Source organism: Pseudoalteromonas sp. S558 (genome assembly GCF_005886635.1).
In the GTDB taxonomy this organism is placed as follows: Bacteria; Pseudomonadota; Gammaproteobacteria; order Enterobacterales; family Alteromonadaceae; genus Pseudoalteromonas; species Pseudoalteromonas aliena.
Genome location: NZ_PNDU01000134.1, coordinates 1 through 25,567 on the forward strand (window position 1 = coordinate 1; position 25,567 = coordinate 25,567).

The window sequence follows — 25,567 nt, forward strand, 5'->3', positions numbered from 1 at the left end:
AAACAAGGCGAACTTACGCGTCAATAGCTGGCCTATTGCAAGTAAATTCAACGTAGTTAGCGCTGAAAATAGCTGCTTGAGATAGATTTATTATCCAGAGTTCAGGTTAAGTAAGCGCGTGCTTCAATCATTATGCGCTTCATATCGCGAACGGCTTTATCTAAACCATCAATGGCTGCGCGAGCAATAATAGCGTGGCCAATATTAAGTTCGTAAATTTCTGGCATAGCGGCAATTGGTTTTACATTATGATAATGAAGGCCATGTCCTGCATTTACAATTAAGCCAATACTTGCTGCATATTTAACGCCTTCACGAATATGTTCAAGCTCTTTATTTAGCTCGGTATCATTTGTTGCATCAGCATATGCGCCAGTGTGTATTTCTACATAAGGCGCACCGCATACTTTTGCCGCATCTAATTGTGCAATATCCGCATCAATAAATAACGATACTTTTATGCCAGCTTCACTTAATATTTTAGTTGCTGCCTTTATTTTTTCCATATTACCCGCAACGTCTAAACCACCTTCTGTGGTTAACTCTTCACGTTTTTCAGGGACTAGGCAAACATATTCAGGTTTTATATCAAGTGCTATTGCAATCATTTCATCAGTAACAGCAATTTCAAAATTCATCCGTGTTTGAATCGTTTTAGCCATTACATAAACATCGCGATCTTGAATGTGACGACGGTCTTCACGTAAATGAATGGTGATGCCATCAGCACCAGCATGCTCAGCAACACTTGCCGCATGAGCAGGATCAGGATAAGTCGTTCCACGCGCTTGGCGAAGCGTTGCAATATGGTCAACGTTTACACCCAAAAGAATATCTTTCATTATTTTACCTGTAAAATTACGTTTATTGAGTAGCCGCAAATAGCTCACGACTTTTTAATGGCTTATTACCTAATAAAGGCTTTAACAAATATCGACTTAATTGTTTTGCCATATATAACACATCAGTTTGGCTAAAGTCATGATTTGCTATTGCATTTAGTTGTAAACCACTAAAACCAGAGCGATTATCATCTTGCACTAAAAATCCAAACTCAGGGAAATAGCTATACGTTTGCTTTTCATCTATTGGCTCACCACTGGCGTCAAAACTAAAATCGACTCCATAACCAAGTAGTTCTAATAATTGAAATTCGTACGAACGAAGCACTGCTTGTAAATTAGCACCACTGTTTAAATTTTCTAAGTGTGTTTTATAAAGTTCAAAAACCTGTTCTATAGGCTCGTTTATAGGCACAATCCGGTTAGTTAACTCATTTAAATAAAAGCCGCAATAAAGCTCATCACCTTTTAAAAAAAGTGGTGCGCCGTGTAGCTCAAATTTATTGATGTACTTTAGATCGTACTTGCCGCTGTAATGAACAAGTAGGGGTTGAAAAGGTTGTAACTGGGCTTTGTGTTTAGTGGCCTGGCGGCCACTAATTCGTGCAATCATTCTAAGCTGGCCAACACCTTCTACTAACATATCAAGCATTACTTGCGAGTCACTATAAGGACGTCGATGTAATAAATAGGCAGTGTAGAAGTCGCTATCCATATACTAGGTAGCTTTTTAGTTTAGTCTTCACCGTAACCTAAGCTTCGAAGTGCTCGCTCGTCATCAGCCCAACCTGATTTAACTTTTACCCAAAGCTCTAAAAACACTTTATTATCAAGCATTTCTTCGAGATCTTTACGCGCTTCACGGCCAATGGTTTTTAGCTTTTCGCCTTTATTACCAATAACCATGCGCTTTTGAGTTTCGCGCTCAACCAAAATTAATCCATTGATGTGCCAAATACCGTTTTCTTGCCACTTAAACTGCTCAATTTCAACAGTAACAGAATAAGGAAGTTCCTCACCCATAAAACGCATTAGCTTTTCACGGATAGTTTCAGCCGCCATAAAGCGCATTGAACGATCGGTTACATAATCATCAGGGAAGTAAAATTCACATGGCTGTAAACGTTTAGTTACTTCAGCCTTAATCAAGTCTATGTTCTTACCTTGTTTTGCAGATACCGGCATGATGCCTACAAAATCAAACTTATCACCTAGCCACTTCATGTGCGGCAACACAAGATCGCGGTCCTTAACTTGGTCAATTTTATTAATAACTAATAATACCGGCTTACCACTTTGCGATACTTTGTTAAGTACCATATCGTCATCAGCATTCCAGTGAGTGCCTTCGACAACAAATATAATAAGCTCTACGTCACCAATTGAACTTGATGCTGCACGGTTCATTAAACGGTTAATGGCACGCTTTTCTTCAACATGTAATCCTGGCGTATCGATATAAATCGCTTGGTATTTACCTTCGGTATGAATACCCATAATACGATGGCGGGTGGTTTGCGGTTTGCGAGAGGTAATACTCACCTTTTGCTCAATGATTTCATTAAGCAAAGTTGATTTACCAACGTTTGGACGTCCTACAATAGCGACCATGCCACAAAACGTATCTACATCGCCGTCATGAGGTTGTATTAGAGTATCAAGATTCATTTTTAATTTTCTTCAATGCTTTTTCAGCAGCTTTTTGTTCGGCTTTACGGCGCGAGCTACCAACAGAAATTATGCTATCCATTCCATCAACAATACATTCAACCGTGAATGTTTGATTGTGTGCTTGGCCTTGTGTATCAACCACAGTATAGCCTGGTAAAGGTAACTTACGGCCCTGTAGATGCTCTTGCAGCAGGGTCTTCGGATCTTTTTGATTAAGCCCTGGTGAAATAGCATCCAAGCGTGATTCATACCACGCCAATATTAGTTCGCCACAGCGCTCAATGCCAGAATCTAAAAATGCAGCGCCAATAATAGCCTCTACAGCATCAGCAAGGGTTGACTCACGGCGGAATCCACCACTTTTAAGCTCACCTGGACCTAGGCGCAGGTAATCACCAAGACCAAATTCAAGTCCAAATTCAGCAAGTGTTTGACCACGTACAAGCGTTGAGCGCATGCGACTTAAATCGCCCTCACGCGCTTTAGGGAATTTAGCATAAAGCGCATTCGCTATTACAAAGCTCAAAATAGAATCGCCTAAAAACTCTAGTCGTTCATTATGTTGACCTTTATGACTGCGATGCGTCATTGCCTGTTCAAGCAAACCTTGATCAGCAAATTCATAGCCAATTTTATTGTATAGTTCGGTTACATTTTTTTTCATTGTTACTGAATATTACCTAGGCGTTCAAAACGAACACCAGTTGGAACCCATCCTGGTAAAATATCATCTGGGCCATTCTCAAATTCAAAACTCATCCATATAAAGACAGCTTTACCCACCAAGTTTTCTTTTGGTACAAAGCCCCAAAAGCGACCATCTTGGCTGTTGTCGCGGTTATCACCCATCATAAAATAATGATCAGCAGGAACAACCCATTCATCAGCAGGCGTACCTGGTTGCTGATAATAACGCCCTTTTCTTTCAGGTGTTTGTGGGTTAATTAAAATATCATGCGTAACCGTGGTCAAATTTTCACTTACACGTGCAAGAGGCATCGGGCCTTGCTTAAATTCGTCATCATTAATTAATTTAAAATCAATTTTGTTAAATTCATTACATAAAAGCTCACCTTTTCGGATTTCGCCTTCATTGCAGTTTGGCTGGATATATAAGCGTTTATCACGATAAACAACTTTATCTCCAGGCAAGCCTATTGTACGTTTAATATAGTCAACTTTATCATCTAGCGGGTATTTAAATACAACAATGTCACCACGCTCAGGTTCGTCCATTTCAACCAACTGAGTACGCCAGACAGGGTCTTTTATACCGTATGAATATTTTTGTACTAAAATAAAATCACCTACAAGCAAAGTAGGCATCATCGAACCGGATGGAATTTGAAACGGTTCAAAAATGAATGATCTAAAAATAGTAATAGCAGCAATCATCGGAAATATCGACTTTGCCGTTTCTGTTATTACTGGCTCTGGCGCTATTAATGCCGCTGTTTCTTCATCTAACGGAGCACCGGCAGACGTTTGCGCTATTGCTAAACGCGCTTGCCTTTTAGGTGCAAACATTAAGTGATCTATTAACCATATCAAACCTGAGCCTAGGGTTAATAGCACCAATAAAACTGAAAAGTAACCGGCCATTTATAATCCTTTGTTTTTATTTACCAACTTTTAAAATAGCTAAAAACGCTTCTTGAGGCACTTCTACATTGCCCACTTGCTTCATGCGTTTTTTACCATCTTTTTGCTTTTTAAGTAGCTTTTTCTTACGACTTACATCACCACCGTAACACTTTGCAATTACGTTTTTACGCAACTGTTTTACAGTGGTACGTGCGATAACATGCTGCCCTATCGCTGCTTGAATCGCAATATCAAACATCTGACGAGGAATAAGCTCTTTTAATGCATCAGCTAACTGACGACCACGAGACTGTGCACCATCTCTGTGAACAATAATCGCAAGTGCATCAACACGTTCACTGTTTATTAAAATATCAACACGTACCATATCTGATGTTTGGAAGTGTTTAAAGTTATAATCAAGTGATGCAAAACCACGGCTAGTTGATTTTAATTTATCAAAAAAGTCCATGACCACTTCAGCCATAGGTAGCTCGTACGTAACAGCTACTTGCTTACCGTGATAAGTCATTTTTGTTTGGCTACCGCGCTTTTCGATACACAAAGTAATAACATTACCTAGGTATTCTTGTGGTACCAAAATATTAGCTTCAACAATCGGCTCACGAATTTCTACAATATCGTTTACTGCGGGTAAGTCAGATGGATTATCAATCTGAAAAGTACCTTCTTTAGTAACGATCTCGTAGATTACCGTTGGTGCCGTTGTAATTAAATCAATATCGTATTCACGCTCTAAACGCTCTTGAATGATTTCCATGTGCAGCATGCCTAAAAAGCCACAGCGGAAACCAAAACCAAGTGCCGTTGAATTCTCTGGTTCAAAGAATAACGACGCATCGTTTAAGCTTAATTTGTTAAGTGCATCACGGAATGATTCATACTCATCTGATGCAATTGGAAACATACCCGCATAAACCTGTGGCTTAATTTTTTGAAAGCCAGGTAAACGAAGTGGTGCCGCATTTTTTTGATGAGTTATCGTGTCGCCCACTGGCGCACCATGTATCTCTTTAATGCCAGCAATAACAAACCCTACTTCGCCAGTTCTTAAAATACCCGTGTTAGTTTGCTTAGGTGTAAATACACCCACTTGGTCAGCGGTATGTATATGCTCGTTCGACATTATTTTTATTTTGTCGCCAGTGCGTAATTCACCATGCTTAATACGCACTAGTGATACAACGCCTTGGTATGGGTCAAACCAAGAATCAATAATAAGTGCTTGTAGAGGCCCATCTTTATCGCCTACTGGCGGTGGAACATCTCTAACAATCATTTCGAGCACTTCGGCAATACCTACACCCGTTTTAGCGCTACATTGCACGGCATCAAGTGCGTCAATACCAATTATTTCTTCAATTTCTTCTGCAACTCGAAGTGGATCTGCCTGCGGTAAATCGATTTTGTTCAGTACAGGGATTACCTCTAATTCCATTTCAATAGCCGTGTAGCAGTTAGCTAATGTTTGTGCTTCCACACCTTGGCCGGCATCAACAACAAGCAGTGCACCTTCACAAGCAGCTAAAGAACGCGATACTTCATAAGTAAAATCAACATGCCCTGGAGTATCGATGAAATTAAGTTGGTAAGTTTCACCATCATTCGCTTTATAATTCAACGTTACACTTTGCGCTTTAATGGTAATACCACGTTCGCGCTCAATATCCATTGAATCCAAAACCTGTTTTTGCATTTCACGGTCGGTTAAACCGCCACAAACTTGGATCAAACGATCTGAAAGGGTCGATTTACCATGATCAATATGGGCGATGATCGAAAAATTACGGATATGCTTCATAAACTGGATTCTATACTTCTATTTTAATGGACTAACTATGAATACCTAAGTGACTTGAAAATACTTACTTTAGGATGCGATGAATTCAGCGTGTGTATAACAGACTTTACTCATGTTTTTTAAGATGGGTTTAAAATAATTTATTCTTTTAATAACAATAATTTAGACTTAACTAAATTAAATGGTTCAACCAGATAAAATAATTTTAAAAACCACTGTCCCCTGTATTTCCAAGTTACTTTGGTGTAAAACGGCAATTTTACATTTAATTGGCGTCAATCACCATCTATTTGAGTTAAAGGGATACTAATTGGGTGAATTTTTATTACTTTTATATCGTATTTAAGTGATTTAACGCGTGTTTTAGCTATAAAAAAGCCAAACATTCCACCAATAATCGCAGCAAGTATTTGCCAGCCTTCAGATAATAAAAACAACTCTGATGTAATCAATGCAAAAATGAGGCTAAAAAATAGTGGAAGCATATACACAGCAAAAGCGTGCTTTACAACATGGCTATCGTCTAAGGAAAGGGTAATCTTTTGACCGACCTCAACAGGTGAGTCAAATTTATAGGGAAGTGTTTTTTTTGCTGTACCAAACAATTTGCTAAATACTTGTGAGCCACAACGACCATTACACCCTTCGCAAGCTTGTTTTTGCTGTGCTTCTAAATGTGCAGTGTGGCCATTTAAGGCCACAACGGTGAGAGTTTGTTCAATCATAACAATCCTTACGAATCGCTTATAATGCGCGAGTCACTGACTCAGCAATTGCTTTTGCAGTCATGCTCGGGACATTACCAACAACCGATACATCAAAATTACCACCATTATGCACGTATACAGTCGTTGCGCCAGACGTTAATGCACCGCTTAAGCGCTTACCAGGTAACGGGCGCTGTATAAATACCGATACATCAACAAAACCATCTGAAAACAAGTAGTAATCTGTTAACTCATTATTTAAATCTAATTTATGTCGATCAGATTTTAATAACTTAAAACCATCAGGTAACCAACTGATTTTCCAGTTTGTTACTGCACTATCTGTATTTTCGATTGCACTTTCAGGTAAAGGTGTTGGAAAATCGCGATTAAGAACCTCAAGTAACATAGGTGCAGGCTGCTCTGTAACACTAATATGTGTTAACTGCAGTTGCTCCAACGCTTCGCCTTTATGATTAACATACGCCGCTTTTAATAATAACGACGACTCCATATCAAGCCAAATCCAGTAGTTATATTTGTACTCATCTTTGGATTCAATACGCACTAACTGAGCCGCTCGACCTGCAATACGTCCTTTTCCACCAAGTACAAAGTCATAATGTGCACTTAATCGTTCAATATTTTTAAATAGTACTTCAGGAATTGGACCCGCGATCGAGTCTGTTTTAAGAGAATAGGGTTCTGATTGTGGCTCGAAATAAGTCACCTGATCATTAACGCGAACCATTTCAAGGCCAGCGCCATTGAGTAAGCTTAAATGTTCAAGTTCTGTATTACCTTGTTTGGCATGGACCCAGCGATACGGCTCCATCGTTTTACCTTTCACAACAACAAACGAAGCATCAAAGTTACGATTATGAACGGCATTAGCCATTTCGAGTAATAGGTTTTTTGCAGGATTTGTGTCGCTAGCAAGTACATTAAAACTTAATGCTAACGACAGAACAAAAGTGATTACTTTCATTTAATTAGTTTTTTCCGTCTTGCGCTTTCGTATCATTTTGCGCTGTTTGGAGCGAGTTAGCAACACGTGCTTGACGTTGATGTTCTAAAACTAATGCACCAATACGTTGCTGTTGTAATTCGCGTAAACCTTGCTCAGCATTTTCAAGCGCAGGTGCAGATGAATAACTCACTGGAGACGCCATTCCTGTTAAAGGTGTGGTTTGCAATAACGGGATTTCATTTTGCTGCTCGTTATTACTTTGAGGAAGTGTATTAACTCCCACAATAGCAAACATCGCGACACTTGCTGCAATTGCTAACTGAGCCACCGGCTTACGCCAATTAAACGCAACAACATTGTTACCTTGTACTGTTTCAGCAATTGCTTGAGGCTCTGTATTTGGCTGGTTAAAGTCAGCATAAACAGGCTCATTTTCTAGTGCTAATGCAACGCGATCGCTAATATCAATATGTATGTCCTGATTATTTTTTTGAGCACGCATTGCATCACCAATTAACGCATAACGACCAAACGTAGCGACATCGTGCTCTGCAACTTTTGCATCTGTTAGATGTTGTTGCTCGCCATCAAGTAATGCTGATAACGTTTCGTTATCTAACTTGTTAAGGTGTGCTTTTGTCATACTAAGACTCGCCTATTAATGGGTTTAATTTGTTATCAATTGCTTCACGGGCACGAAATATACGCGAACGTACTGTCCCGACTGGGCAATCCATTACCACGGCTATTTCTTCATAGCTCATCCCTTCGATTTCTCTGAGGGTAATTGCGGTTTTAAGATCTTCAGGCAAACTATCAATCGTATTAAAAATAACAGCGCGCACTTCTTCGCTTAAAAGAAGGTTTTCAGGGGATGCATTTGAACGCATCGAATCCGCACAATCATAAAATTCAGCTTCTTCAGCATCTATATCATTTGCTGGCGGTTTACGGCCCTGCGCTACTAAGTAATTTTTAGCACAATTAACGGCAATACGGTATAACCAAGTATAAAAGGCGCTATCACCTCTAAAGTTAGGAAGCGCACGATAAGCTTTAATAAATGCTTCTTGTGCTACATCAGCAACATCACCTTGATTCGATACATAACGTGAGATCAAACCTGCAATTTTGTTTTGATACTTCTTTACCAATAGGTTAAAGGCATTTTTATCGCCTTGCTGAACCCTTTTTACCAGCACTAAATCTAATTCCTGCTCGCTCATTCGAGCCGGTACTCCTATGTCTGATTCTTGCTTGTTATTCATATTATCGCCATTGTTCACAAATACTCTGACCCCGACATGAATAAAAAGTTCTGCTTAATATTATTTTTATATAAAATAGTTGATAAATAACAGCACTAAGCTATTAAAAATCACTACGTAGTAATATGACAAATATGATACAACTACAGATATTGAAAACAAATATTGCTCTATTAGGGCATTGTAACCGCAAAGTACCCCTGACATGAACCAAAATAAACATCACATTGCAGATGTCGCTATTATCGGTAGCGGCGCAGCTGGATTATCACTTGCCTTGTCTTTAGCTAACTATTGTAACGTTACCGTGATCAGCAAAGGCGCACTCACTGAAGGCTCCACTCTTTATGCGCAAGGCGGTATAGCGGCTGTATTTGATAAACAAAATGACAGTATTGAATCGCATGTTGAAGATACATTAGATGCTGGCGGTGGTTTGTGCGACAGGGAAGCTGTTCATTATACTGCAAGTAATGCACATGACTGCTTACAATGGTTGATTGACCAAGGCGTGCCTTTTGATATGGAGTTTGACAGCAAAGGTAAAGAGCGTTTTCATTTAACACGAGAAGGCGGCCACAGCCATCGCCGTATTTTGCATGCCGCAGATGCGACTGGTAAAGCCGTGCAAACGACACTGATAAGCCAAGTAAAGTTACATAAAAACATCACTCTACTTGAGCAGTATAACGCTATTGATTTAATTTCAAATAAAAGCGCGGGTAAAGCGGGTTCACACATTGAAGGTATGTATGTGTGGAACAAAAAAGCGAAAAAAGTAGAAACTATTTCAGCTAAATTTGTAGCCCTTGCAACTGGCGGTGCTAGTAAAGTGTACCTTTATACATCAAACCCAGATGTATCAAGCGGTGATGGCATTGCAATGGCGTGGCGGGCAGGCTGTAAAGTAGCTAATATGGAGTTTAATCAATTTCATCCAACAAGCCTGTATCACCCTGAACTGCAAAACTTTTTAATTACTGAAGCGATGCGTGGCGAAGGTGCCTATCTAAAACGCCCTGATGGCACCCGCTTTATGAAAGACTTTGACAGCCGTGAAGAACTAGCACCTCGAGATATAGTCGCGCGGGCAATAGACTTTGAAATGAAACGCCTTGGTGCAAACTGCGTATACCTAGACATTAGCCATAAAGACAAAGAATTTATTATTGAGCACTTTCCGACTATTTACGCAAAATGCTTAAGTGTAGGGCTTGATATAACCAAAGAAGCAATTCCGGTTGTACCGGCCTCACATTACACGTGTGGCGGTGTAATGACCGACTTTAATGGCAAAACCGATTTAGATAACTTATACGCTGTAGGTGAAGTTGCTTATACGGGCCTACATGGTGCAAATCGAATGGCGAGTAATTCATTACTAGAGTGCATTGTTTTTGCCCATGCCGCAGCAAAAGATATTTTAAGTAAAATAGAGCATGCACCAGAGCCGATGGTATTACCAAATTGGGATGAAAGCCGTGTTAGTAACTCCGATGAAGAAATTGTAATTACTCACAACTGGCATGAACTGCGATTATTTATGTGGGATTACGTAGGTATTGTACGCTCAACTAAGCGCTTAGAACGGGCGCTGCATCGTGTCGAATTATTACAGCAAGAAATACACGACTATTACGCTAATTTTAGAGTAAGTAATAACTTATTAGAGCTACGTAACTTAGTGCAAGTTGCTGAATTAATAATAAGAAGTGCAATGGAACGAAAAGAAAGCCGTGGTTTGCATTACACGATTGACTACCCAGAGCAAAATGAAAACCCAACACCGACTATTTTGAATCCGCAGCGCGATTAATCGCGCTTAGCGTAGCCCGCTTTAAGCGGGTATAACTTTGCTCATTAACGCTGTTGGCTGAAATAATTAGCCAACGGTTATTACTAAAACCTTTAATATAAAGCCACACACTGTTGCCAATAATACGGCTTTTATAATTTATTTCGCCTTGAATCTTAAGTGAGTCACTTTCAAATCTAAATAAGTTTGACTCTAAAATGACAACCCCCTGCATCGGATGCGAAGCAACAGTTTTACGCCAAACAAATAACCCAGCCACCGAACAAACAACCACACAAAAAAACATGACTAACACAGAATTTAAAAACAAACACAAGACTAAAGTGAGCATACAAAAAAAGACCACAATCGGTTTGTGGTCTACTTTATTATTTGTAACAGTAAATCTATACACGAACTCTATCTAGAATAAGTTGAACCATGGCATTTAACTGCTCATCTTTACATTCTTGATGGCCCATAAACCATGCGAATAAATCAGGGTCTTCTTCAGTTAGCAAACGCTGAAAAATAGCTTGCTGCTCTGCATTTAAAGAATCGTACGCGTCTTCAACAAACGGCATAAACAAAACGTCTAGCTCTAACATACCACGACGACAAGCCCAACGAATACGTGCTTTACTATGAATTTCAACCATTTTAAACCTCATACTTAATTGACTCGAGTTTAACAAATACACAGCAATTTAGCAGCTATTAATCTCTCATTAAATAATAAACCCACAGCAGTAGGCGCTTGTCTGTACCATACGTAACAACTGCGTTATTATGTCACTTCATTTATATTGCAAAGAAGGTTTTTATGTCGAGCGTTTATGCATGTCCATTATCTCATCAACTTATTAGCCTCAACGGCGTTGATAAATTATCTTATCTGCACGGACAAATTACTCAAGATCTTAATAAATTAACCAGCAGCAATTATTTATGGGCTGGTCATTGCAGCGCCAAAGGTAAGCTTTGGGGTGTATTTAAGTTATTCTTACATCAAGATACCTACTACCTTACAGGCAGTGAAGGTGAAATAGAAAAATCGCTAGCAGAACTTAAAAAATACGCCGTGTTTGCAAAAGTAGAGATCAGTGCAGCTTCGCAACGGTTAATTGGCTTAATTGGCGATGATTTAACTGACGTATTAACACAACTAAATATAACGTTTGAAAACGATTCTACAGCATGCGACTTTAATCATGGTAAAGCATTAAAATTGGCTGATAATCGCGTATTACTTATGGTTGATAATCAGTTTAGTATTCCTGACAATATATCGACTCTTGATACGGACGCACCATGGCAACAAGCGGCGATTTTAGCAGGCGAGCCGCAATTGAGCAGCGATGCTATAGGTGAGTACGTCCCACAAATGGTTAATTTACAAGCAATCGAAGGTATTAGCTTTAAAAAAGGCTGTTACACAGGTCAAGAAACAGTGGCCCGAATGAAATACCTTGGTAAAAATAAACGCGCCATGTATATCGTTTCAGGTCAAAGTGAAGGCGTACTTTTAGAGCCAGACATAGAAACCCAATTAGGCGAAAACTGGCGTCGTGCGGGTAAGCTCATCGCGCAAAGTTTTGATGAGCAAAAAAATATATTAACTGGCCTCGTTGTGTTGCCAAACGATACTGATGTAACTCAAGTACTTCGTGCAAAACACACACCTCAGGTGGAGCTAAGCATTCTGCCTCTACCCTACTCTCTTGAAGATGAATAAATAGGAATGACTATGATCGTTGCGGCAAATAAGGTAGTAAAAATGCATTATTCGGTAATGGATAATGATGGCAATAGTATTGATAATTCGTTTGGTGGTGAGCCACTGCATTTTATTATTGGCACAGGCTACTTAATTTCAGGCTTAGAAAATGCTTTACAAGGAAAACAAGCTGGCGACACGCTTAGTGTGAAAGTTGAACCTGAAGACGGTTACGGCGAACGCCACGACAACCTTATGCAAGCTGTGCCTAAATCCATGTTTGAAGATATGGAAATTGAAGTCGGTATGCAATTTCGTGCATCAACAGATGACGGCGATCAGTCTGTAATGATCATCGATATTCAAGATGAAGAAGTGATTGTAGATGGCAATAATCCACTTGCAGGCATTACACTTAACTTTGACGTAGAAATACTTGAAGTGCGCGATGCAACACAAGACGAATTAACTCACGGCCATGTACACGGCGAAGGTGGGTGTGGTCACGACCACTAAAATGGTACAAAGCATGTAAAAAAGCGCCTTAGGCGCTTTTTTTATATCATATTATTGCGCTTAACCGCTTTAGGTTCGCTTTTTGAAGAGCTTGGTAACGCTACTGACACTTTATTCTCTTTTAAGGCTGCTAATAACCCTTTTTGATCATTAGTACCGACTCGGTACATAGTGCCATCTTTAAGCGTAAGTTCAATTGCACTAAAGCCAGACACTGTATATACCCAACCATCATGAGTTATACGTATGCCGATACCATGTCGATATGAATTTTGAACTGCTTTTGCTTCAGTAACTTCGCTAAGCAAAATACTTTGCCCAGCAACACCTGGGCCAAAAGCCCAACTGATTTTTTTATCGTCTACCTTTACTGTTAACCCGTGAAACAAAAAACCCACCAGCACTAAAATACCGGAAAATATGATTAAAGGTCCATCAGCGCCTAACAAGTTCCATGCTAGCGCAACAAAGCTACCAATCCACGCCAGTACAAAAAAGATAAACACGGCATACTGTTTATGTTGGTACATACTACTCTCTAAAATTAAATAAATACTTAAAAGTTATACACTAAGGTGGCACTCAGCTCTGAATCAAACTTGAGTTTGTCATCTTCGGGTTTTGAATTATAACGGTACATATACGCAAATTTAAGCGATACCGCACCAATCACTTGGCTTATCAATGCTGTTTCTGACTTTAGGCGAGAATTCAGACCTGAAAGTGACTGCTCAATGCTTAAATCTTGATTAAAACGAGTTCGCTTTGACACTAATCGCTCCCATTGCATAGCAACACGTACTAAGTAGCCGGTTTTATTAATTTCATCGTCACTCACACCCGAGTCATCATCAGCTACTGAGCGGTACAAACCTGGCCCTATATCAATATCTACTTTGTTTTTTGAACCTTGATATACACGCGCACCATAACCTGTTGCAATCGTGCTTTTAAAATCAAGTCCACTAAATTCATCTTCCTCATAGTCGCCGTAAATAAAAAAGGATGAGTTCTTTACACCCACTTTATAGTTACCTTGCGCCGATATAAACACACGGTTGGCAGTTACGTCACTGTCGCCCGTCTCATCATTTTCGTCACGCTTATAAAGAGAGTCTATTTTGAATTGATTGCGCCAGTTCTCAAAGTCTTGGTATAAATTCCCTTTGAGCTTAAAGCTAGTCGAATTGGTATTACCTTTACTTAAAATAAAGCCAAATTCAGTATCGCCGTAGAGCATTTCACCTTTGTGCAAATCATGAATTTCTTCATCTGAGAGCTGCCCGTATTTATGAAAATCTTCAAAAGGATCAACAGCCCAACTTGAGGTGCTAATAATTAAAAAAATCAAAAATAAATATTTAGGCACTATGTTCTCTCTTACACATCATTATAAATGAATAAACCGGCTGGTTTATTCACTTTCTTTCCATAGAATATGACAAAAAGGCGCATCTTTATCGCGGCTTATTAGTATCTTAGCAAATAAAACGTCATCGTTTTCGAACTCTAGACCCACTAAAACTTGCACAAAACTTTCGGGTTCTATTTCTAGGGCAACAAAATCATGCCACTGCTCATCGGGCTCATCTTCTTCAATAAAGCCAAGGTCTTCTCTAAATTCATTAAAGTCTTCGACATCTTTTTCACTCAAGTTATTTGGCGCTAACTCTAAAAAAATATCGTAAGCCTGATGAGTTACTTCTTCTACTGTATATAAACGAGGACCTGACATATTTGCTTAGCCTATGAGCTTTTAAGTAAAACTATATTATCAAATCTATACACCATTTTGATAATAAAACATTCAAATGTTCGATTTTTTTGTGACTACTTCATACATTCTTAAATATATTTTATTTATCGAAGTGAAAGTTAAGACTTTTGCCTACCAATAAAGTCTCTCACTTTACTTAACACACATAACAACATAAGCTCAAAGTAACAGGTCGGAGGAGTATGTAATGATAAAGCTAGAAAAACAAAATGGTATTGCTACGGTTACGCTTTGCAGAGAAAAAAAACAAAATGCATTGAGTTTTGAAATGTTCATAGACTTGAGCAAGGTAATTAAAAACATAAAAAAAGATCGCAGTGTTCGCGCCGTTGTAATTACTGGTGAAGGTGATCACTTTTGCGCTGGGCTTGATGTAGCTGCGGTAATGGCATCGCCATTTAATATAATAAAGTTATTAATGAAATGGCTGCCTGGTAATCAAAATTTGGCACAAAAAGTTGTACTAGGCTGGCAGTCATTAAGCGTGCCCGTTATTGCACAAATAAATGGCAACTGTTTAGGTGGGGGATTACAAATAGCATTGGGCGCGGATTACAGAATAGTCCATGTTGATGCCAAACTTGCCATAATGGAAGCCCGTTGGGGATTGTGCCCTGACATGGGGGCTAACGTAATGATGAGCGGATTAGTTAAGCGCGACCAAGCCCTTTGGCTTGCAAGTCATGCAAATCCTATCACCGCAGAGCAAGCAAATGAGCTAGGTTTAGTTACTCAGCTTACTGATGACACTCAGCAAGCCACGCAAAACATGATTACTACATTGCTTGAACGCGCCCCTGATACACTCGCCGCAATAAAGCGAGTAACTCAACAAAGCTATAAGCCACAACAACGTAAAATACTCGCAAAAGAAACATTCAGCCAAATCCGTTTATTGCTTAATCCCAATACTAAAAAAGCGATTGCTAAAGCAAAAGGAAAAACAGATATAACTTATGCAAACACAAAGCGCTGGTAAGACTAATGCACAAAAGAGTTTGATTTGTTAAAGTTAAGCTCTTCTCTTTTCTGCGAGCCACTTTGATGAAATTTCTGCTTAGTAGCACCATTATTTTACTATGTTTAGCCGTTGCTAAATTAATTATGCATATTATGGGCGGAAGCTTCCCCGCCCCATTATTAGCAATGGTTATTTTATTAGTTTTACTTTTATCAGGCCTCGTAAAAGAGCAGCACATAAAGCCCTGTGCAGCGCCAATTCTAAACATTATGCCTATATTTTTTATTCCTGCTGGTGTTGGCTTTATTGAACACCTTGGGCTAATAAAATCACAATGGCCTTTTTTAGTGTCTATTGTTGTTTTTATTCCTCTCTCGTCGTTACTTTTAATAAGCAGTGTCATCGCTTACTTTAAAGGTCGAAAAAATAATGATTGAACAAGCAAAGCAAGCCCAAATGCTAGCACCCGATTTATGGTGGTTGAGTGTGCCTTTTATCATCGCACTATTTTTAACGTTAAGAGCTATAAATCAGGGCATAAAGCACAGCGTACTAAAGTCACTCACTAATCCGGTTTTTTTAAGCATTGCTATTATCGCTTTGCTATTAGTTAATCTAAATCTACCTTACACGCAGTTTGCCTCTCACAGTAAATTACTAAATTGGTTACTAGAGCCCGCGATTGTTGCTTTAGCCCTGCCTTTATATCAACAGTTTATTCATATACGTAAAAACTTATTATTAATAGTGCTTACATGCAGCTTAGGTATTATTAACGCAACCTGTGTGGCGTTTGTTCTTAGCTTATTATTTGACGCTTCGGTTCAATTGAGCGCCTCGGTTGCCGCGCTAAGCGTTACAACACCAATTTCTCTTATTGTTACAGACTCATTGGGGGGCATTAGCTCGCTTGCTGCTGCTTTAGTTATTTTTATTGGCTTATTAGGGGCTTTATTTGCCATGATGTTGCTAAAATTTATAGGAATATATAATCATGAAGCACAAGGCGTAGCAATGGGAACCGCTTGTCATGCAATAGGCACCGCTGCAGCACTTGCAGAGCACCCAAAAATTGGGGCTTTTTCATCTGTCGCAATGGCATTAAGTGCACTACTAACCGCTGTAATAGTTCCCTTGCTGTATCCTTTTCTTGTTAACATTTTGCTATAGTTGGCAAATATAATATTGCCGTCTAAAGAGCCCACTATGATCAGCACCGAAATAGAGCAGTTTGAAAAATACTACACCATGCTTACCGAATACTTAGTGACCTACAGTATGCAAATTGTTGGCGCTGTTTTTATAGTACTGATTGGTTTGTGGCTAGCACAAAAACTTGCCAAAGTGGTTGCAAGCATAATGACGCGTCACAATGTTGACATCACCCTCACCAATTTTGTCAGTAGCGTTGTAAAAGTACTGCTAATTGTGATGGTTATAATTATCGCACTTGGCAAAATCGGTATAAGTGTTACTCCCTTTGTAGCGGCTATTGGTGCTGCATCTTTAGGGGCTGGTTTGGCGCTGCAAGGGATGTTATCTAACTATGGTGCTGGGCTTGCAATTATTGCCACACGCCCCTTTGTAGTGGGCGACACAATTGAAGTTAAAAATGTAAGCGGCCAAGTTAAAACCATTGAACTGGGTTACACCATTTTAATTAACGAAGAAAAAGTAGAAATTACCATTCCAAATAAACACATTGTAGGCGAAATACTGCATAACTCGTTTAGCTATTCATTAGTAAAAGGTGAAATCGACATTGCGTATAACGCGTGCTCCGACACCGCAATTAATCTCATTGAAAATGTTTTAAATGCAAATGAGTTAGTCGCTAAAAATCCTGACTCTCAAGTCGGTATTGAACGTTTTGCAGACAGTGGCGTTACCATTAGTTATCGCTATTGGGTGCCAACAACTAAAATTATTGAAACTAAACTCGCTATTAATGGCGGAGTTTATAAAGCTATTAATAGCGCTAATATAGAAATTCCGTTTCCGCAGCGCGTAATCACAATTAATAAAAGTGATTTTTAACGCACTATCACTTTTATAATCTTTAAAGGCTAACTTACCCGTTAGCTTTATATTTTATCGTCACACGCTTTATAAATTGCATACATTATTTATTTTTTTGTTTATTATATAGGAGTTAAGTAGTACAAACCGACACCATTTAGTTTCACCATATAATAATGAGTAATTATGAATCGTAGTCCATTTTACTTAGGCGAGTGGCAGATAACGCCCTTAGCCAACTCTATTCAGCGACTAGGTAAAACAAAGCAACTTGAGCCAAAAGCAATGGATGTGCTGCTACGACTTTGTCAGCAACAAGGTGATATCGTTACAAGTGATGAGTTACTTGATCATTGCTGGAAAAATATTGACGTTGGCGATAACCCACTCCATAAAACCATTACTCAACTCAGAAAAGCACTCGGCGATAAAGCCAGTGAGCCTCATTACATAGAAACTATCCGTAAACGTGGTTATCGCGTTATTGCAAAACTTGATTTTCCACTCACCGATGACATACCAAGCGCTAATAAAACTTGGCAAGGTGGCTCTCCCTTTTTAGGATTAAGCGCTTATAACCCAAGCGATACACATTTATTTTTTGGCCGCAATCAATCCATAGAAACGTTACTCGATAGAGTATCGAGCCAAATTAACTTTGGTCGCGCTTTTTGTTTAATACTCGGCCCAAGCGGTACAGGTAAATCATCACTTGTGAATGCCGGTATTTTACCAAAACTACTTGATGAGCGAGGCTATAACGGCATTGGGGTTGTTTCCTACACCCAGCTCGACTTTGCAGATGTACATCAAAATAGGCTTTTTTTAGATTTAGCCTGTGCTCTACTCGATTGGGATATAAACACTCACCCCGTATTTGAAGGATTAAGCGCACAAACACTGGCAGAGCAGCTACAGTACGCAATCGATGACGTAATTAACACTATACAAGCAGCGCTTAACAAAGCCGCTACGCAACTTAAAACGCCGCAATTGTTTTTGTTTATAGACCGTTTAGAAGTACTGCTCTCCTCTGCATTATTTAGTTGCGAAACGCGTAGCCATTTTTTATCGATTATTGAGCGCCTAGCAACGTCTAAAACGGTGATTGTATTTAGTGCCTGTCGTAACGATTTTTACCCTTTAGTGGTTGAGCAACCGAGTCTTATGGCAGGCAAAGCTCATGGCGCGCATTACGATTTAACCCCGCCAAATCGCCATGAACTACAACAAATTATTCGCTTGCCAGCGTTAACCGCTAATTTAACGTTTTCACAAGACCCAAACACTAAAACCCCGTTGGATGAAATACTTTGCGCCGATACCGCCAATAATCCAGATGCACTGCCCATGCTGCAATACACACTGCAAGAGTTGTATTTACAGCGCAGTGATAATAATGAGTTGTTACACAGTGTGTATGAAGAACTCGGTGGTATTGAGGGTGCCATTGGCAAAAAAGCCGAAGAGGTATTTATAGGGCTTTCTCAAGCGCAACAACAGCAACTAAAAAGCGTGTTATCGCAATTAGTAACGCTAAACCCAGATGGTAAAACCATTACTAGCCGCGCAGCCCGCTTACAAGCGTTAACCAACACCAGTCAAAAAGAGCTGGTTCAAGCCATGGTCGATAGCCGCTTATTTGTATCGCATTTACAAAACCAAGAAGCTTACTTTAGCCTTGCCCACGAGGCATTATTACGCCAATGGCCACGTGCCAAACAGTGGATTAATGACCATAAAGATGCCCTTGCTATAAAAAGCCGCTTACACCACCACACGCAACAATGGCTTAATGAGCACAAAAGTAACGCCTACCTGTTAGCACCGGGTAAACCGCTGCAAGAGGCCGTTACCTTATTAAACGACAACATATTCGAACTAGATGATGACGAACACGCGCTTATAACCAGCTCTCTTAAACACAGTAAAGCAAAAACAACCATAAAACGCGGCACAGTCGCTCTACTTTGTTTACTTACCTGTGTTGCCCTATTTATGAGTGTTACCAGCTTTCAAGCGCAGCAACTTGCACAGCAAAAACGCCAAGAGGCCGAAAGCTTACTAGGGTTTATGGTTGGTGATTTTGCCGACAAGTTACGCAGCGTAAAGCGTATGGACTTACTTGATGGCATTAGTAATAAAGCACTTGAGTATTTTACCAATCAAGTCGATGAGCCAAGCTCACTATTTAACTTTAGTAGTCAACAAGCCGAATTTAAAAGTCGCTTTCAGTACGCACAAACCCTGGAAGCCATGGGGGATGTAGCCTATTCCCGTGGTAAAACCATTGAGGCCTTCACCGCCTTTGAAAACGCCCGCATTCGCCTTGAAGCATTATTAAAAATTCAGCCAAACAACTTAGAGCTACTCACGCTTGCAGGTGCCAATGCCTTTTGGCTCGGTCAGCTTCATTATGATAAAAGTGATTACGTTGCCACTGAGCCATTATTTAAAAAATATCATGCCTACAGCGAAACCATGTATGCATTAGCACCAAATGATTTTAACTCGATTATGGAGCTATCGTATTCGCATAATTCGCTGGGATCTTTGTATTTAAAGCAATTTAACTACACTGCCGCGAAACAACGCTTTACAGAGTCGCTTGCTCTTAAAAATAAAGCGCTTGAGCTTAAACCCAACAACAAAAACTTATTACGCGATAAAGCCGATACCCTAAGTTGGCTTGCAAGTACAGAAGAGAACCTTGGCAATTTTAATGCTGCATTGTGCATGTATGAAAGTGCATCAAATGAATTAAGTCATATGCTAATGCTGTATCCCAACGATGCTAGTTTGTTTAAAAGTATTGCTAACATTTATATTCAGCAGAGTGTATTACTCAGTTATTTACCAAATAAGAAGCGAGCATATATAAAAGCTAAACAGGCAACTGAATCAATAAATAAAGCTCTACTTCAAGATCCACAAAATAATAAATTTCAGCGTATGTATAATCAATTTTTAGCATATCAATTGCTTCTCTCTGAACATAAAAATATAGACGAACGGATTTATGGCATTATTAACTTTATTGAGGAAAAAAGCTTTTCTGATAAAAAAATAGTGAACACACAAATTAGTCTCATTAGCTACTTCATTAAAAAAAGCGCTTGGGAAAGAGTAAATTTCTTTTTACACCAACTTGAAGGTAAGGTAGAAAACAAAGTAATTTTAACAAAAATAAATTTAATAAAAGCAAAGTTACCAGGAAACACCAAAGATCGAATCAACTATTGTAAACAAGCACAAATCACTATTTCCGAAATGGAAAGAATAACCCAAAGCGTAAATATAACTTACCCGCTGATGCAGGCGCACACTTGCTTGAATCGCGCCAACGAAATACCCCAAGTAAAAGCACGCCTAGTAAAATTAGGCATTAACAACTTTCAACTATAATCATGAATATAAAGGAAATAATATGAATAACACTCAAGAAAAAATTCACTTTACACTTAACATTGTACTAGATAGTGACAACGAAGCTAACTTTACATACTCTATAGATGGCAAAAAAGTGACTGGCGGCGGAGTTGTAAGAACCGAAACCGCAGGCATTTATAGTTTAGATGAAGCCACAGTTGCTGAAGGCTTTTTATTCACCGGCGCCACTATTACTGATGTCGATAAAGAAACACCTTGCGCCCAAGACTTCAGCTTTAAAGTAAGTGATAACGGCCGTACAATTACCATTATCGACACCGATGAAAACCCAGGCACTGCCTGTTTAGTATTTAACGTTGAGTGCAATGGCAAAGCCTATAAAAGCGCTGATCCTCAAGTTGAAAATGAAGAAATACTTTAATTAACAACGCTTAATTTTTACTATTTATCTTGCACAGGGCTGATTTATTCCTGTGCAATTTTTATAAGCTAAACACTTTAACGCTAACACATGCCAAGCAGCATTATTAATAACCATCCTTTATTACTAATCTATAATAAAAACCTCAACTTTCAATTGCTTAATAATTTAATATACGAAACAATCCAATAACAAATTGATTTATATATCAAAAACATAAAAATAAGGATTGTATTATTTATGTATATTAAAAAAACCCTGCTAAGTTGCTGCCTACTTGGTGCATTTAGCAGCCTCGCTGCGGATCACTTAACCAATAGCGACCCTCTTACACCTTACCAATGGCATTTAAATAACAGCGGCCACAATGGTCTTACTACAAACACGGTTGCGGGCGAAGATTTAAATTTACTCAATACCGATATGCAAGGTATTAAAGGGGATGGCGTTACTGTTACTGTAATAGACAGCGGTATAGAACTAAGTCACCCTGATTTAGTTAATAATGTCACTACAGGCTCACTTAATTTGTTAACCGGCACTGCAACCCCAACCGATAACACCGGTCATGGTACGGCAGTGGCTGGCATTATCGCCGCACAAGCAAATAATAATATTGGCGGTCGTGGTGTTGCACCTAATGCAGACCTTGCTGGGTTTAATTACCTTGATGCGCAAACAATGAATAACTAGCTACAATCGCATGGTATGCCATTAACTGGCTCTGCAAACTCTCGCGTTTACAATCAAAGCTACAGCAGTAAGCCGGCATTATTTAAAAACGTTGATGCAGAAGAGCATACTCTTAGCCTGCAATTAAAAGAGCGCGTAATGCAGCAAGTAAGCTTAAACAGTAACAACGGCTTAGGTGCATTATTTGTAAAGTCAGCGGGTAACGCATTTTACCAATACACTACTTTTTTTGGCGGTACGCCATTTCAAGTATTTCCGTATGAGCAACAACAACCATTTAATAACGCGGGCTTGCCATTTCATAACGCTAATTTAAGTACCGATAACGCCAGTTTTTGGAATATGCTGGTGTCGGCCTACAATGCAAACGGTAAATTAGCATCGTATTCTTCTGTTGGCGCTAATGTATTTTTAACCGCACCCGGTGGTGAAAACGCTCAAAGCCAAGCAGGTATTGTTACCACAGATATGAGTGGCTGCGCTGCCGGTTTTAATACCATTAACAGCACAATAGATATCCCCCTGCAAAACACCGGGTTAGATAGTCACTGCGATGCCACCGCTGCCATGTATGGTACTTCTGCGGCAGCTGCCAATACATCGGGTGCAATAGCGCTTGTTATGTCGGCTAACCCGCAACTTGATGCCAGAACCATTAAGCATATTCTCGCCACTACAGCACGTAAACTCGATGGCAACAATGCCGGTGTTGATATTAATTTTACAGATGCAAATGGTGATGCTGTAAGCTACAACGCCATTCCTGGTTGGCAAAAAAATGCGGCAGGATACAACATTCATCCCTTTTATGGCTTAGGCGCAATTGATGTTGACGCTGCTGTTGCAATGGCTCAACAAACTACTGCGTTATTACCCACATTACAGGTATCTGATTGGCATGCCGCTTACACAGAGCTAACAATACCCGATGCTAACGTAAACGGTGTGCAAGATACGCTAGCAATTACTGATAATCTAACCATTGAAGCTGTGCAGTTAAAACTATCGATTGATCATACCCGTATGCGTGACCTGGCCGTTGAGCTTATTTCACCATCAGGAACTCGCAGTGTGCTATTAAGCCCGCGCACAGGGTTAATAAATGCCACCGGCACCCCCGTACAAAATGCCCTATTGTTGAGCCAACATTTTTATGGCGAATCGGCGGCTGGACAATGGCAAATTCGCTTAATTGATACCGACAATGGCACTAGCCAAACCCTACTTTACAATGAGCAAGCAGGCTTACTCAGCATGAACGACACTAATAATAATGTAGATGGCACTGTGTTATCTTGGTCTTTGCGTTTTTACGGCCACTAATAAAGGAATTTTTATGAAAACAACGATTGTTATGTTAGTACTCACTTTTATTGTAAGTACTCTTTCATTGGCGCAAGCACAAACTAAAAACACAGCTGTAAAACCAGGCGCTGCAATTATCGCCAGCTTAACGAATCAAGCCAATAACGCAAACAGCTTACAACTCGGCGATATTATTACTGATAGCCAAAGCGGTAATGGCCTACAGCTGACCGGCGAAGTGTTACTGCAATTAACAACGCAAGCCGACTTTAGCCAACTGGCAACCCGTTATAACTTACAGCTAAAACACCGCGTAGGCGATATTGTTGTTGTAACCACAGCCACTAATAATATTCAGCAGCTAGTGCTACAATTAACGCAAGAGCCAACAATAAAACAAGCAAGCTTTGACCTGCGTGAGCTAGGGTTAAGCGCCGATCCACAAGTTATAAATGATCCTCGTTAAACTATTTCTAGTTAGAGCATTAAAAGTATAGCTATTTCATTGATGTAATTTTTTAAAGCCTTCATTTAGCTTAAACTAAACGAGGGCTTCATTATCTATATATTTTAAGTAATCTATCTGATGAATCCGTTCAAAATTTAACGCTATTTTTAGCCCTATCCGTATTTACTTGTTTATTTTATTATTTACTTTTATAACACACACAGTACAAAACCTAAAAGCATCTAAAAACCAGCTTAAAAATAAAATAAAATCAATCAGTTAAACAAGAAGGTTACCGAAAGGTTTAAAACACTGAAATTCAATAAACTACTAGACATCAAATTTCATTAAAATAAAAATGAGCAAGCACAATGTCTAATAATAATGAAAACCATAGCCAACAAAATGCAGACACAGGCGTGTCGGCATTAATGAATCGCATTTCTAATACATTTAACAATGAAAAAATAAGCGCCATTATTAATGTCACCAATGTAATGGCCGATGCTATTTTTATTGTGAATGCACAAGGTGTTTTTGAATCGGTAAACCCAATTGCTGCTAAATATTTTAATGTACCCGCTGACTCCCTAATAGGTAAAAAGTGGCAATACTTTTTACAAGAACAGTATCGCGACGATTATGAGTACATGTTCAACAGTTGGAACAACAACTACCAAACGCCACTTAATCATGGTCCAAAAGAAGTAAAAGTAATTAAAGCAAATGGAAACTTTTTAGATGTAGAGCTTTCAATCTCCTGCCTACCAACAGCCATTACTGGTAATACCCCTTTGTTTATTTGCATCATGCACGACATTTCCAAACACGTAAAAAAATACAAAGAACTTGAAGCGTTAGCCAAGCTCGATCATTTAACGGGGGTGGCTAATCGCTGTACTCTTGAAAAAACAATGATCAAAAACTGGCAGGAGTGCTTAACTAATAAGCAGCCTTTGAGCTTTATATTAATAGATATTGATTTTTTCAAACAATTTAATGACAGCTTTGGTCATGTAAAAGGCGATAAATGTTTGCAGATGGTCGCAAGAACAATTGAAAACTGTTTACCATCAAAAGAGTGCTTAGTTGCCCGCTATGGTGGGGAGGAGTTTGCTGTTGTACTTCCTCGTGCTCACATTTCAAATGCCGAAATGATTGCGAAACGTATTCAAGAAAAAATACTCAACATTAACTTTAGAGACATAGGTTTACCCGCTAACGTAAAAATAAGCGTGAGCCAAGGGCTCGCATGCGAATACGGCGTGCAGTACAGAACATCGGAAGCATTAATTTGTGCAGCGGATACCGCTCTATACAGAGCTAAATCTGAGGGGCGAAATAAACTATGTATTATATAAGCACTTCTATAATACATAGATGTTTAGTTGTTTAGCTCTTTAGTTAATTAACCTGAACTCTGGTTAAGAGATTTACTAACGTATTAAATCATGGTGATATTTAAATTTATTTTCTCTAGCCAGAGATTTTCAGTGAAAACAAGGCGAATTTACGCGTCAATAGCTGGCCTATTGCAAGTAAATTCAACGCAGTTAGCGCTGAAAATAGCTGCTCGAGATAGATTTATTATCCAGAGTTCAGTTTACTTAATCAATTTGAGGGTTCAAATCTGACGCTAACGGCGTTAAAAATTTCTAATA

At 39.2% G+C, this 25,567-nt stretch carries 27 protein-coding genes and 1 pseudogene; 13 read left to right on the forward strand and 15 right to left on the reverse strand.

Annotated features, from left to right (window positions below):
• Nucleotides 1-101 precede the first annotated feature (101 nt).
• The 10 genes from pdxJ to rpoE form a co-directional block, all read right to left on the reverse strand.
• On the reverse strand, nucleotides 102-842 hold the full coding sequence (gene pdxJ / locus CWB66_RS10515; RefSeq protein ID WP_138585352.1) for a pyridoxine 5'-phosphate synthase: 741 nt from the start codon (nucleotides 840-842) through the stop codon (nucleotides 102-104).
• Between the two features lie 22 nt (nucleotides 843-864).
• On the reverse strand, nucleotides 865-1,557 hold the full coding sequence (gene recO, locus CWB66_RS10520) for a DNA repair protein RecO (protein WP_077537168.1): 693 nt from the start codon (nucleotides 1,555-1,557) through the stop codon (nucleotides 865-867).
• 20 nt (nucleotides 1,558-1,577) lie between these two features.
• On the reverse strand, nucleotides 1,578-2,510 hold the full coding sequence (gene era, locus CWB66_RS10525; RefSeq protein ID WP_077537167.1) for a GTPase Era: 933 nt from the start codon (nucleotides 2,508-2,510) through the stop codon (nucleotides 1,578-1,580).
• Nucleotides 2,500-3,177 carry a ribonuclease III gene (rnc, locus tag CWB66_RS10530; RefSeq protein ID WP_077537166.1) on the reverse strand — a complete coding sequence of 226 codons (678 nt, stop codon included), beginning with the start codon at nucleotides 3,175-3,177 and terminating at the stop codon, nucleotides 2,500-2,502. Before rnc ends, era begins: the two co-directional genes overlap by 11 nt.
• Nucleotides 3,178-3,179: 2 nt before the next feature.
• On the reverse strand, nucleotides 3,180-4,115 hold the full coding sequence (gene lepB, locus CWB66_RS10535) for a signal peptidase I (RefSeq protein ID WP_077537165.1): 936 nt from the start codon (nucleotides 4,113-4,115) through the stop codon (nucleotides 3,180-3,182).
• A gap of 16 nt (nucleotides 4,116-4,131) precedes the next feature.
• Nucleotides 4,132-5,919 (reverse strand): translation elongation factor 4, encoded by a 1,788-nt coding sequence (gene lepA / locus CWB66_RS10540; RefSeq protein ID WP_077537164.1) that lies wholly within the window; start codon nucleotides 5,917-5,919, stop codon nucleotides 4,132-4,134.
• Between the two features lie 275 nt (nucleotides 5,920-6,194).
• Complete coding sequence (locus CWB66_RS10545; RefSeq protein ID WP_138585353.1) at nucleotides 6,195-6,644, reverse strand: SoxR reducing system RseC family protein; 450 nt, start codon at nucleotides 6,642-6,644, stop codon at nucleotides 6,195-6,197.
• A gap of 19 nt (nucleotides 6,645-6,663) precedes the next feature.
• Nucleotides 6,664-7,614, reverse strand: coding sequence for a MucB/RseB C-terminal domain-containing protein (locus tag CWB66_RS10550; protein ID WP_077537162.1), 951 nt, complete (start codon nucleotides 7,612-7,614; stop codon nucleotides 6,664-6,666).
• A 4-nt stretch (nucleotides 7,615-7,618) separates the two neighbouring features.
• Nucleotides 7,619-8,239 (reverse strand): sigma-E factor negative regulatory protein, encoded by a 621-nt coding sequence (locus CWB66_RS10555; protein ID WP_138585354.1) that lies wholly within the window; start codon nucleotides 8,237-8,239, stop codon nucleotides 7,619-7,621.
• A 1-nt stretch (nucleotide 8,240) separates the two neighbouring features.
• Nucleotides 8,241-8,822, reverse strand: a complete 582-nt coding sequence (gene rpoE, locus CWB66_RS10560) for an RNA polymerase sigma factor RpoE (RefSeq protein ID WP_077538947.1) — start codon at nucleotides 8,820-8,822, stop codon at nucleotides 8,241-8,243.
• Between the two features lie 247 nt (nucleotides 8,823-9,069).
• Here rpoE and nadB point away from each other — a divergent pair, with 247 nt between their 5' ends.
• The gene (nadB, locus tag CWB66_RS10565) at nucleotides 9,070-10,680 is read left to right on the forward strand and encodes an L-aspartate oxidase (protein WP_138585355.1); all 1,611 of its coding nucleotides are present in this window, start codon (nucleotides 9,070-9,072) and stop codon (nucleotides 10,678-10,680) included.
• Here the strand turns inward: nadB and CWB66_RS10570 are convergent.
• Both CWB66_RS10570 and CWB66_RS10575 read right to left on the reverse strand, forming a co-directional pair.
• A complete protein-coding gene (locus tag CWB66_RS10570; RefSeq protein WP_138585356.1) occupies nucleotides 10,655-11,011 on the reverse strand; it encodes a hypothetical protein in 357 nt (118 codons plus the stop codon). The two genes, nadB and CWB66_RS10570, sit on opposite strands and share 26 nt — an antisense overlap.
• A 55-nt stretch (nucleotides 11,012-11,066) precedes the next feature.
• Entirely contained in the window at nucleotides 11,067-11,318 is a 252-nt protein-coding gene (locus CWB66_RS10575) for an FAD assembly factor SdhE (RefSeq protein WP_077537158.1), read from the reverse strand.
• 164 nt (nucleotides 11,319-11,482) lie between these two features.
• Between CWB66_RS10575 and ygfZ the strand changes: the two genes are divergently transcribed.
• The gene (ygfZ, locus tag CWB66_RS10580; protein ID WP_077537157.1) at nucleotides 11,483-12,394 is read left to right on the forward strand and encodes a CAF17-like 4Fe-4S cluster assembly/insertion protein YgfZ; all 912 of its coding nucleotides are present in this window, start codon (nucleotides 11,483-11,485) and stop codon (nucleotides 12,392-12,394) included.
• Nucleotides 12,395-12,406: 12 nt separating this feature from the next.
• A complete protein-coding gene (locus CWB66_RS10585; protein WP_077537156.1) occupies nucleotides 12,407-12,892 on the forward strand; it encodes an FKBP-type peptidyl-prolyl cis-trans isomerase in 486 nt (161 codons plus the stop codon).
• Between the two features lie 41 nt (nucleotides 12,893-12,933).
• On the opposite strand, the gene CWB66_RS10590 is transcribed toward CWB66_RS10585, so the two are convergent.
• Genes CWB66_RS10590 through CWB66_RS10600 form a run of 3 tightly spaced genes read right to left on the reverse strand, consistent with a single transcriptional unit; the run spans nucleotide 12,934 to nucleotide 14,627 of the window.
• Nucleotides 12,934-13,422, reverse strand: coding sequence for a hypothetical protein (locus CWB66_RS10590; RefSeq protein WP_138585357.1), 489 nt, complete (start codon nucleotides 13,420-13,422; stop codon nucleotides 12,934-12,936).
• 26 nt (nucleotides 13,423-13,448) lie between these two features.
• Complete coding sequence (locus CWB66_RS10595) at nucleotides 13,449-14,261, reverse strand: DUF481 domain-containing protein (RefSeq protein ID WP_138585358.1); 813 nt, start codon at nucleotides 14,259-14,261, stop codon at nucleotides 13,449-13,451.
• Nucleotides 14,262-14,306: 45 nt separating this feature from the next.
• Nucleotides 14,307-14,627: an HI1450 family dsDNA-mimic protein gene (locus CWB66_RS10600; protein ID WP_077537153.1), complete on the reverse strand. Its 321-nt coding sequence runs from the start codon at nucleotides 14,625-14,627 to the stop codon at nucleotides 14,307-14,309.
• A 229-nt stretch (nucleotides 14,628-14,856) separates the two neighbouring features.
• Between CWB66_RS10600 and CWB66_RS10605 the strand changes: the two genes are divergently transcribed.
• From CWB66_RS10605 to CWB66_RS10645, 10 genes and pseudogenes are all read left to right on the forward strand, one after another.
• Nucleotides 14,857-15,648 (forward strand): crotonase/enoyl-CoA hydratase family protein, encoded by a 792-nt coding sequence (locus CWB66_RS10605; RefSeq protein ID WP_138585359.1) that lies wholly within the window; start codon nucleotides 14,857-14,859, stop codon nucleotides 15,646-15,648.
• Nucleotides 15,649-15,713: 65 nt separating this feature from the next.
• Nucleotides 15,714-16,067, forward strand: coding sequence for a CidA/LrgA family protein (locus CWB66_RS10610; RefSeq protein ID WP_138585360.1), 354 nt, complete (start codon nucleotides 15,714-15,716; stop codon nucleotides 16,065-16,067).
• Nucleotides 16,060-16,800: an LrgB family protein gene (locus CWB66_RS10615; RefSeq protein ID WP_252371738.1), complete on the forward strand. Its 741-nt coding sequence runs from the start codon at nucleotides 16,060-16,062 to the stop codon at nucleotides 16,798-16,800. The genes CWB66_RS10610 and CWB66_RS10615 overlap by 8 nt, the downstream gene beginning before the upstream one ends.
• 36 nt (nucleotides 16,801-16,836) lie before the next feature.
• Nucleotides 16,837-17,667, forward strand: coding sequence for a mechanosensitive ion channel family protein (locus CWB66_RS10620; RefSeq protein ID WP_138585361.1), 831 nt, complete (start codon nucleotides 16,837-16,839; stop codon nucleotides 17,665-17,667).
• A gap of 168 nt (nucleotides 17,668-17,835) precedes the next feature.
• Complete coding sequence (locus tag CWB66_RS10625) at nucleotides 17,836-21,054, forward strand: nSTAND1 domain-containing NTPase (RefSeq protein WP_138585362.1); 3,219 nt, start codon at nucleotides 17,836-17,838, stop codon at nucleotides 21,052-21,054.
• A gap of 22 nt (nucleotides 21,055-21,076) precedes the next feature.
• Nucleotides 21,077-21,460: a DP-EP family protein gene (locus tag CWB66_RS10630; RefSeq protein WP_138585363.1), complete on the forward strand. Its 384-nt coding sequence runs from the start codon at nucleotides 21,077-21,079 to the stop codon at nucleotides 21,458-21,460.
• Nucleotides 21,461-21,883: 423 nt separating this feature from the next.
• Nucleotides 21,884-22,843: pseudogene (locus CWB66_RS22655) on the forward strand (S8 family peptidase); the annotation flags it as partial.
• Nucleotides 22,844-22,999: 156 nt separating this feature from the next.
• The gene (locus CWB66_RS22945) at nucleotides 23,000-23,476 is read left to right on the forward strand and encodes a proprotein convertase P-domain-containing protein (protein WP_289508499.1); all 477 of its coding nucleotides are present in this window, start codon (nucleotides 23,000-23,002) and stop codon (nucleotides 23,474-23,476) included.
• Nucleotides 23,477-23,489: 13 nt separating this feature from the next.
• Nucleotides 23,490-23,924 (forward strand): serine protease external chaperone, encoded by a 435-nt coding sequence (locus CWB66_RS10640; protein ID WP_138585364.1) that lies wholly within the window; start codon nucleotides 23,490-23,492, stop codon nucleotides 23,922-23,924.
• 353 nt (nucleotides 23,925-24,277) lie between these two features.
• Nucleotides 24,278-25,267, forward strand: a complete 990-nt coding sequence (locus CWB66_RS10645; RefSeq protein WP_138585365.1) for a sensor domain-containing diguanylate cyclase — start codon at nucleotides 24,278-24,280, stop codon at nucleotides 25,265-25,267.
• The last annotated feature ends 300 nt before the right edge of the window (nucleotides 25,268-25,567 follow it).

Excerpts from the sequence above, each read along its gene's own strand:
- pdxJ (WP_138585352.1), bottom strand. The coding sequence starts at position 842 with ATGAAAGATATTCTTTTGGGTGTAAACGTTGACCATATTGCAACGCTT.
- recO (WP_077537168.1), bottom strand. The coding sequence starts at position 1,557 with ATGGATAGCGACTTCTACACTGCCTATTTATTACATCGACGTCCTTAT.
- era (WP_077537167.1), bottom strand. The coding sequence starts at position 2,510 with ATGAATCTTGATACTCTAATACAACCTCATGACGGCGATGTAGATACG.
- rnc (WP_077537166.1), bottom strand. The coding sequence starts at position 3,177 with ATGAAAAAAAATGTAACCGAACTATACAATAAAATTGGCTATGAATTT.
- lepB (WP_077537165.1), bottom strand. The coding sequence starts at position 4,115 with ATGGCCGGTTACTTTTCAGTTTTATTGGTGCTATTAACCCTAGGCTCA.
- lepA (WP_077537164.1), bottom strand. The coding sequence starts at position 5,919 with ATGAAGCATATCCGTAATTTTTCGATCATCGCCCATATTGATCATGGT.
- CWB66_RS10545 (WP_138585353.1), bottom strand. The coding sequence starts at position 6,644 with ATGATTGAACAAACTCTCACCGTTGTGGCCTTAAATGGCCACACTGCA.
- CWB66_RS10550 (WP_077537162.1), bottom strand. The coding sequence starts at position 7,614 with ATGAAAGTAATCACTTTTGTTCTGTCGTTAGCATTAAGTTTTAATGTA.
- CWB66_RS10555 (WP_138585354.1), bottom strand. The coding sequence starts at position 8,239 with ATGACAAAAGCACACCTTAACAAGTTAGATAACGAAACGTTATCAGCA.
- rpoE (WP_077538947.1), bottom strand. The coding sequence starts at position 8,822 with ATGAGCGAGCAGGAATTAGATTTAGTGCTGGTAAAAAGGGTTCAGCAA.
- nadB (WP_138585355.1), top strand. The coding sequence starts at position 9,070 with ATGAACCAAAATAAACATCACATTGCAGATGTCGCTATTATCGGTAGC.
- CWB66_RS10570 (WP_138585356.1), bottom strand. The coding sequence starts at position 11,011 with ATGCTCACTTTAGTCTTGTGTTTGTTTTTAAATTCTGTGTTAGTCATG.
- CWB66_RS10575 (WP_077537158.1), bottom strand. The coding sequence starts at position 11,318 with ATGGTTGAAATTCATAGTAAAGCACGTATTCGTTGGGCTTGTCGTCGT.
- ygfZ (WP_077537157.1), top strand. The coding sequence starts at position 11,483 with ATGTCGAGCGTTTATGCATGTCCATTATCTCATCAACTTATTAGCCTC.
- CWB66_RS10585 (WP_077537156.1), top strand. The coding sequence starts at position 12,407 with ATGATCGTTGCGGCAAATAAGGTAGTAAAAATGCATTATTCGGTAATG.
- CWB66_RS10590 (WP_138585357.1), bottom strand. The coding sequence starts at position 13,422 with ATGTACCAACATAAACAGTATGCCGTGTTTATCTTTTTTGTACTGGCG.
- CWB66_RS10600 (WP_077537153.1), bottom strand. The coding sequence starts at position 14,627 with ATGTCAGGTCCTCGTTTATATACAGTAGAAGAAGTAACTCATCAGGCT.
- CWB66_RS10605 (WP_138585359.1), top strand. The coding sequence starts at position 14,857 with ATGATAAAGCTAGAAAAACAAAATGGTATTGCTACGGTTACGCTTTGC.
- CWB66_RS10610 (WP_138585360.1), top strand. The coding sequence starts at position 15,714 with ATGAAATTTCTGCTTAGTAGCACCATTATTTTACTATGTTTAGCCGTT.
- CWB66_RS10615 (WP_252371738.1), top strand. The coding sequence starts at position 16,060 with ATGATTGAACAAGCAAAGCAAGCCCAAATGCTAGCACCCGATTTATGG.
- CWB66_RS10620 (WP_138585361.1), top strand. The coding sequence starts at position 16,837 with ATGATCAGCACCGAAATAGAGCAGTTTGAAAAATACTACACCATGCTT.
- CWB66_RS10625 (WP_138585362.1), top strand. The coding sequence starts at position 17,836 with ATGAATCGTAGTCCATTTTACTTAGGCGAGTGGCAGATAACGCCCTTA.
- CWB66_RS10630 (WP_138585363.1), top strand. The coding sequence starts at position 21,077 with ATGAATAACACTCAAGAAAAAATTCACTTTACACTTAACATTGTACTA.
- CWB66_RS22945 (WP_289508499.1), top strand. The coding sequence starts at position 23,000 with ATGGCTCAACAAACTACTGCGTTATTACCCACATTACAGGTATCTGAT.
- CWB66_RS10640 (WP_138585364.1), top strand. The coding sequence starts at position 23,490 with ATGAAAACAACGATTGTTATGTTAGTACTCACTTTTATTGTAAGTACT.
- CWB66_RS10645 (WP_138585365.1), top strand. The coding sequence starts at position 24,278 with ATGTCTAATAATAATGAAAACCATAGCCAACAAAATGCAGACACAGGC.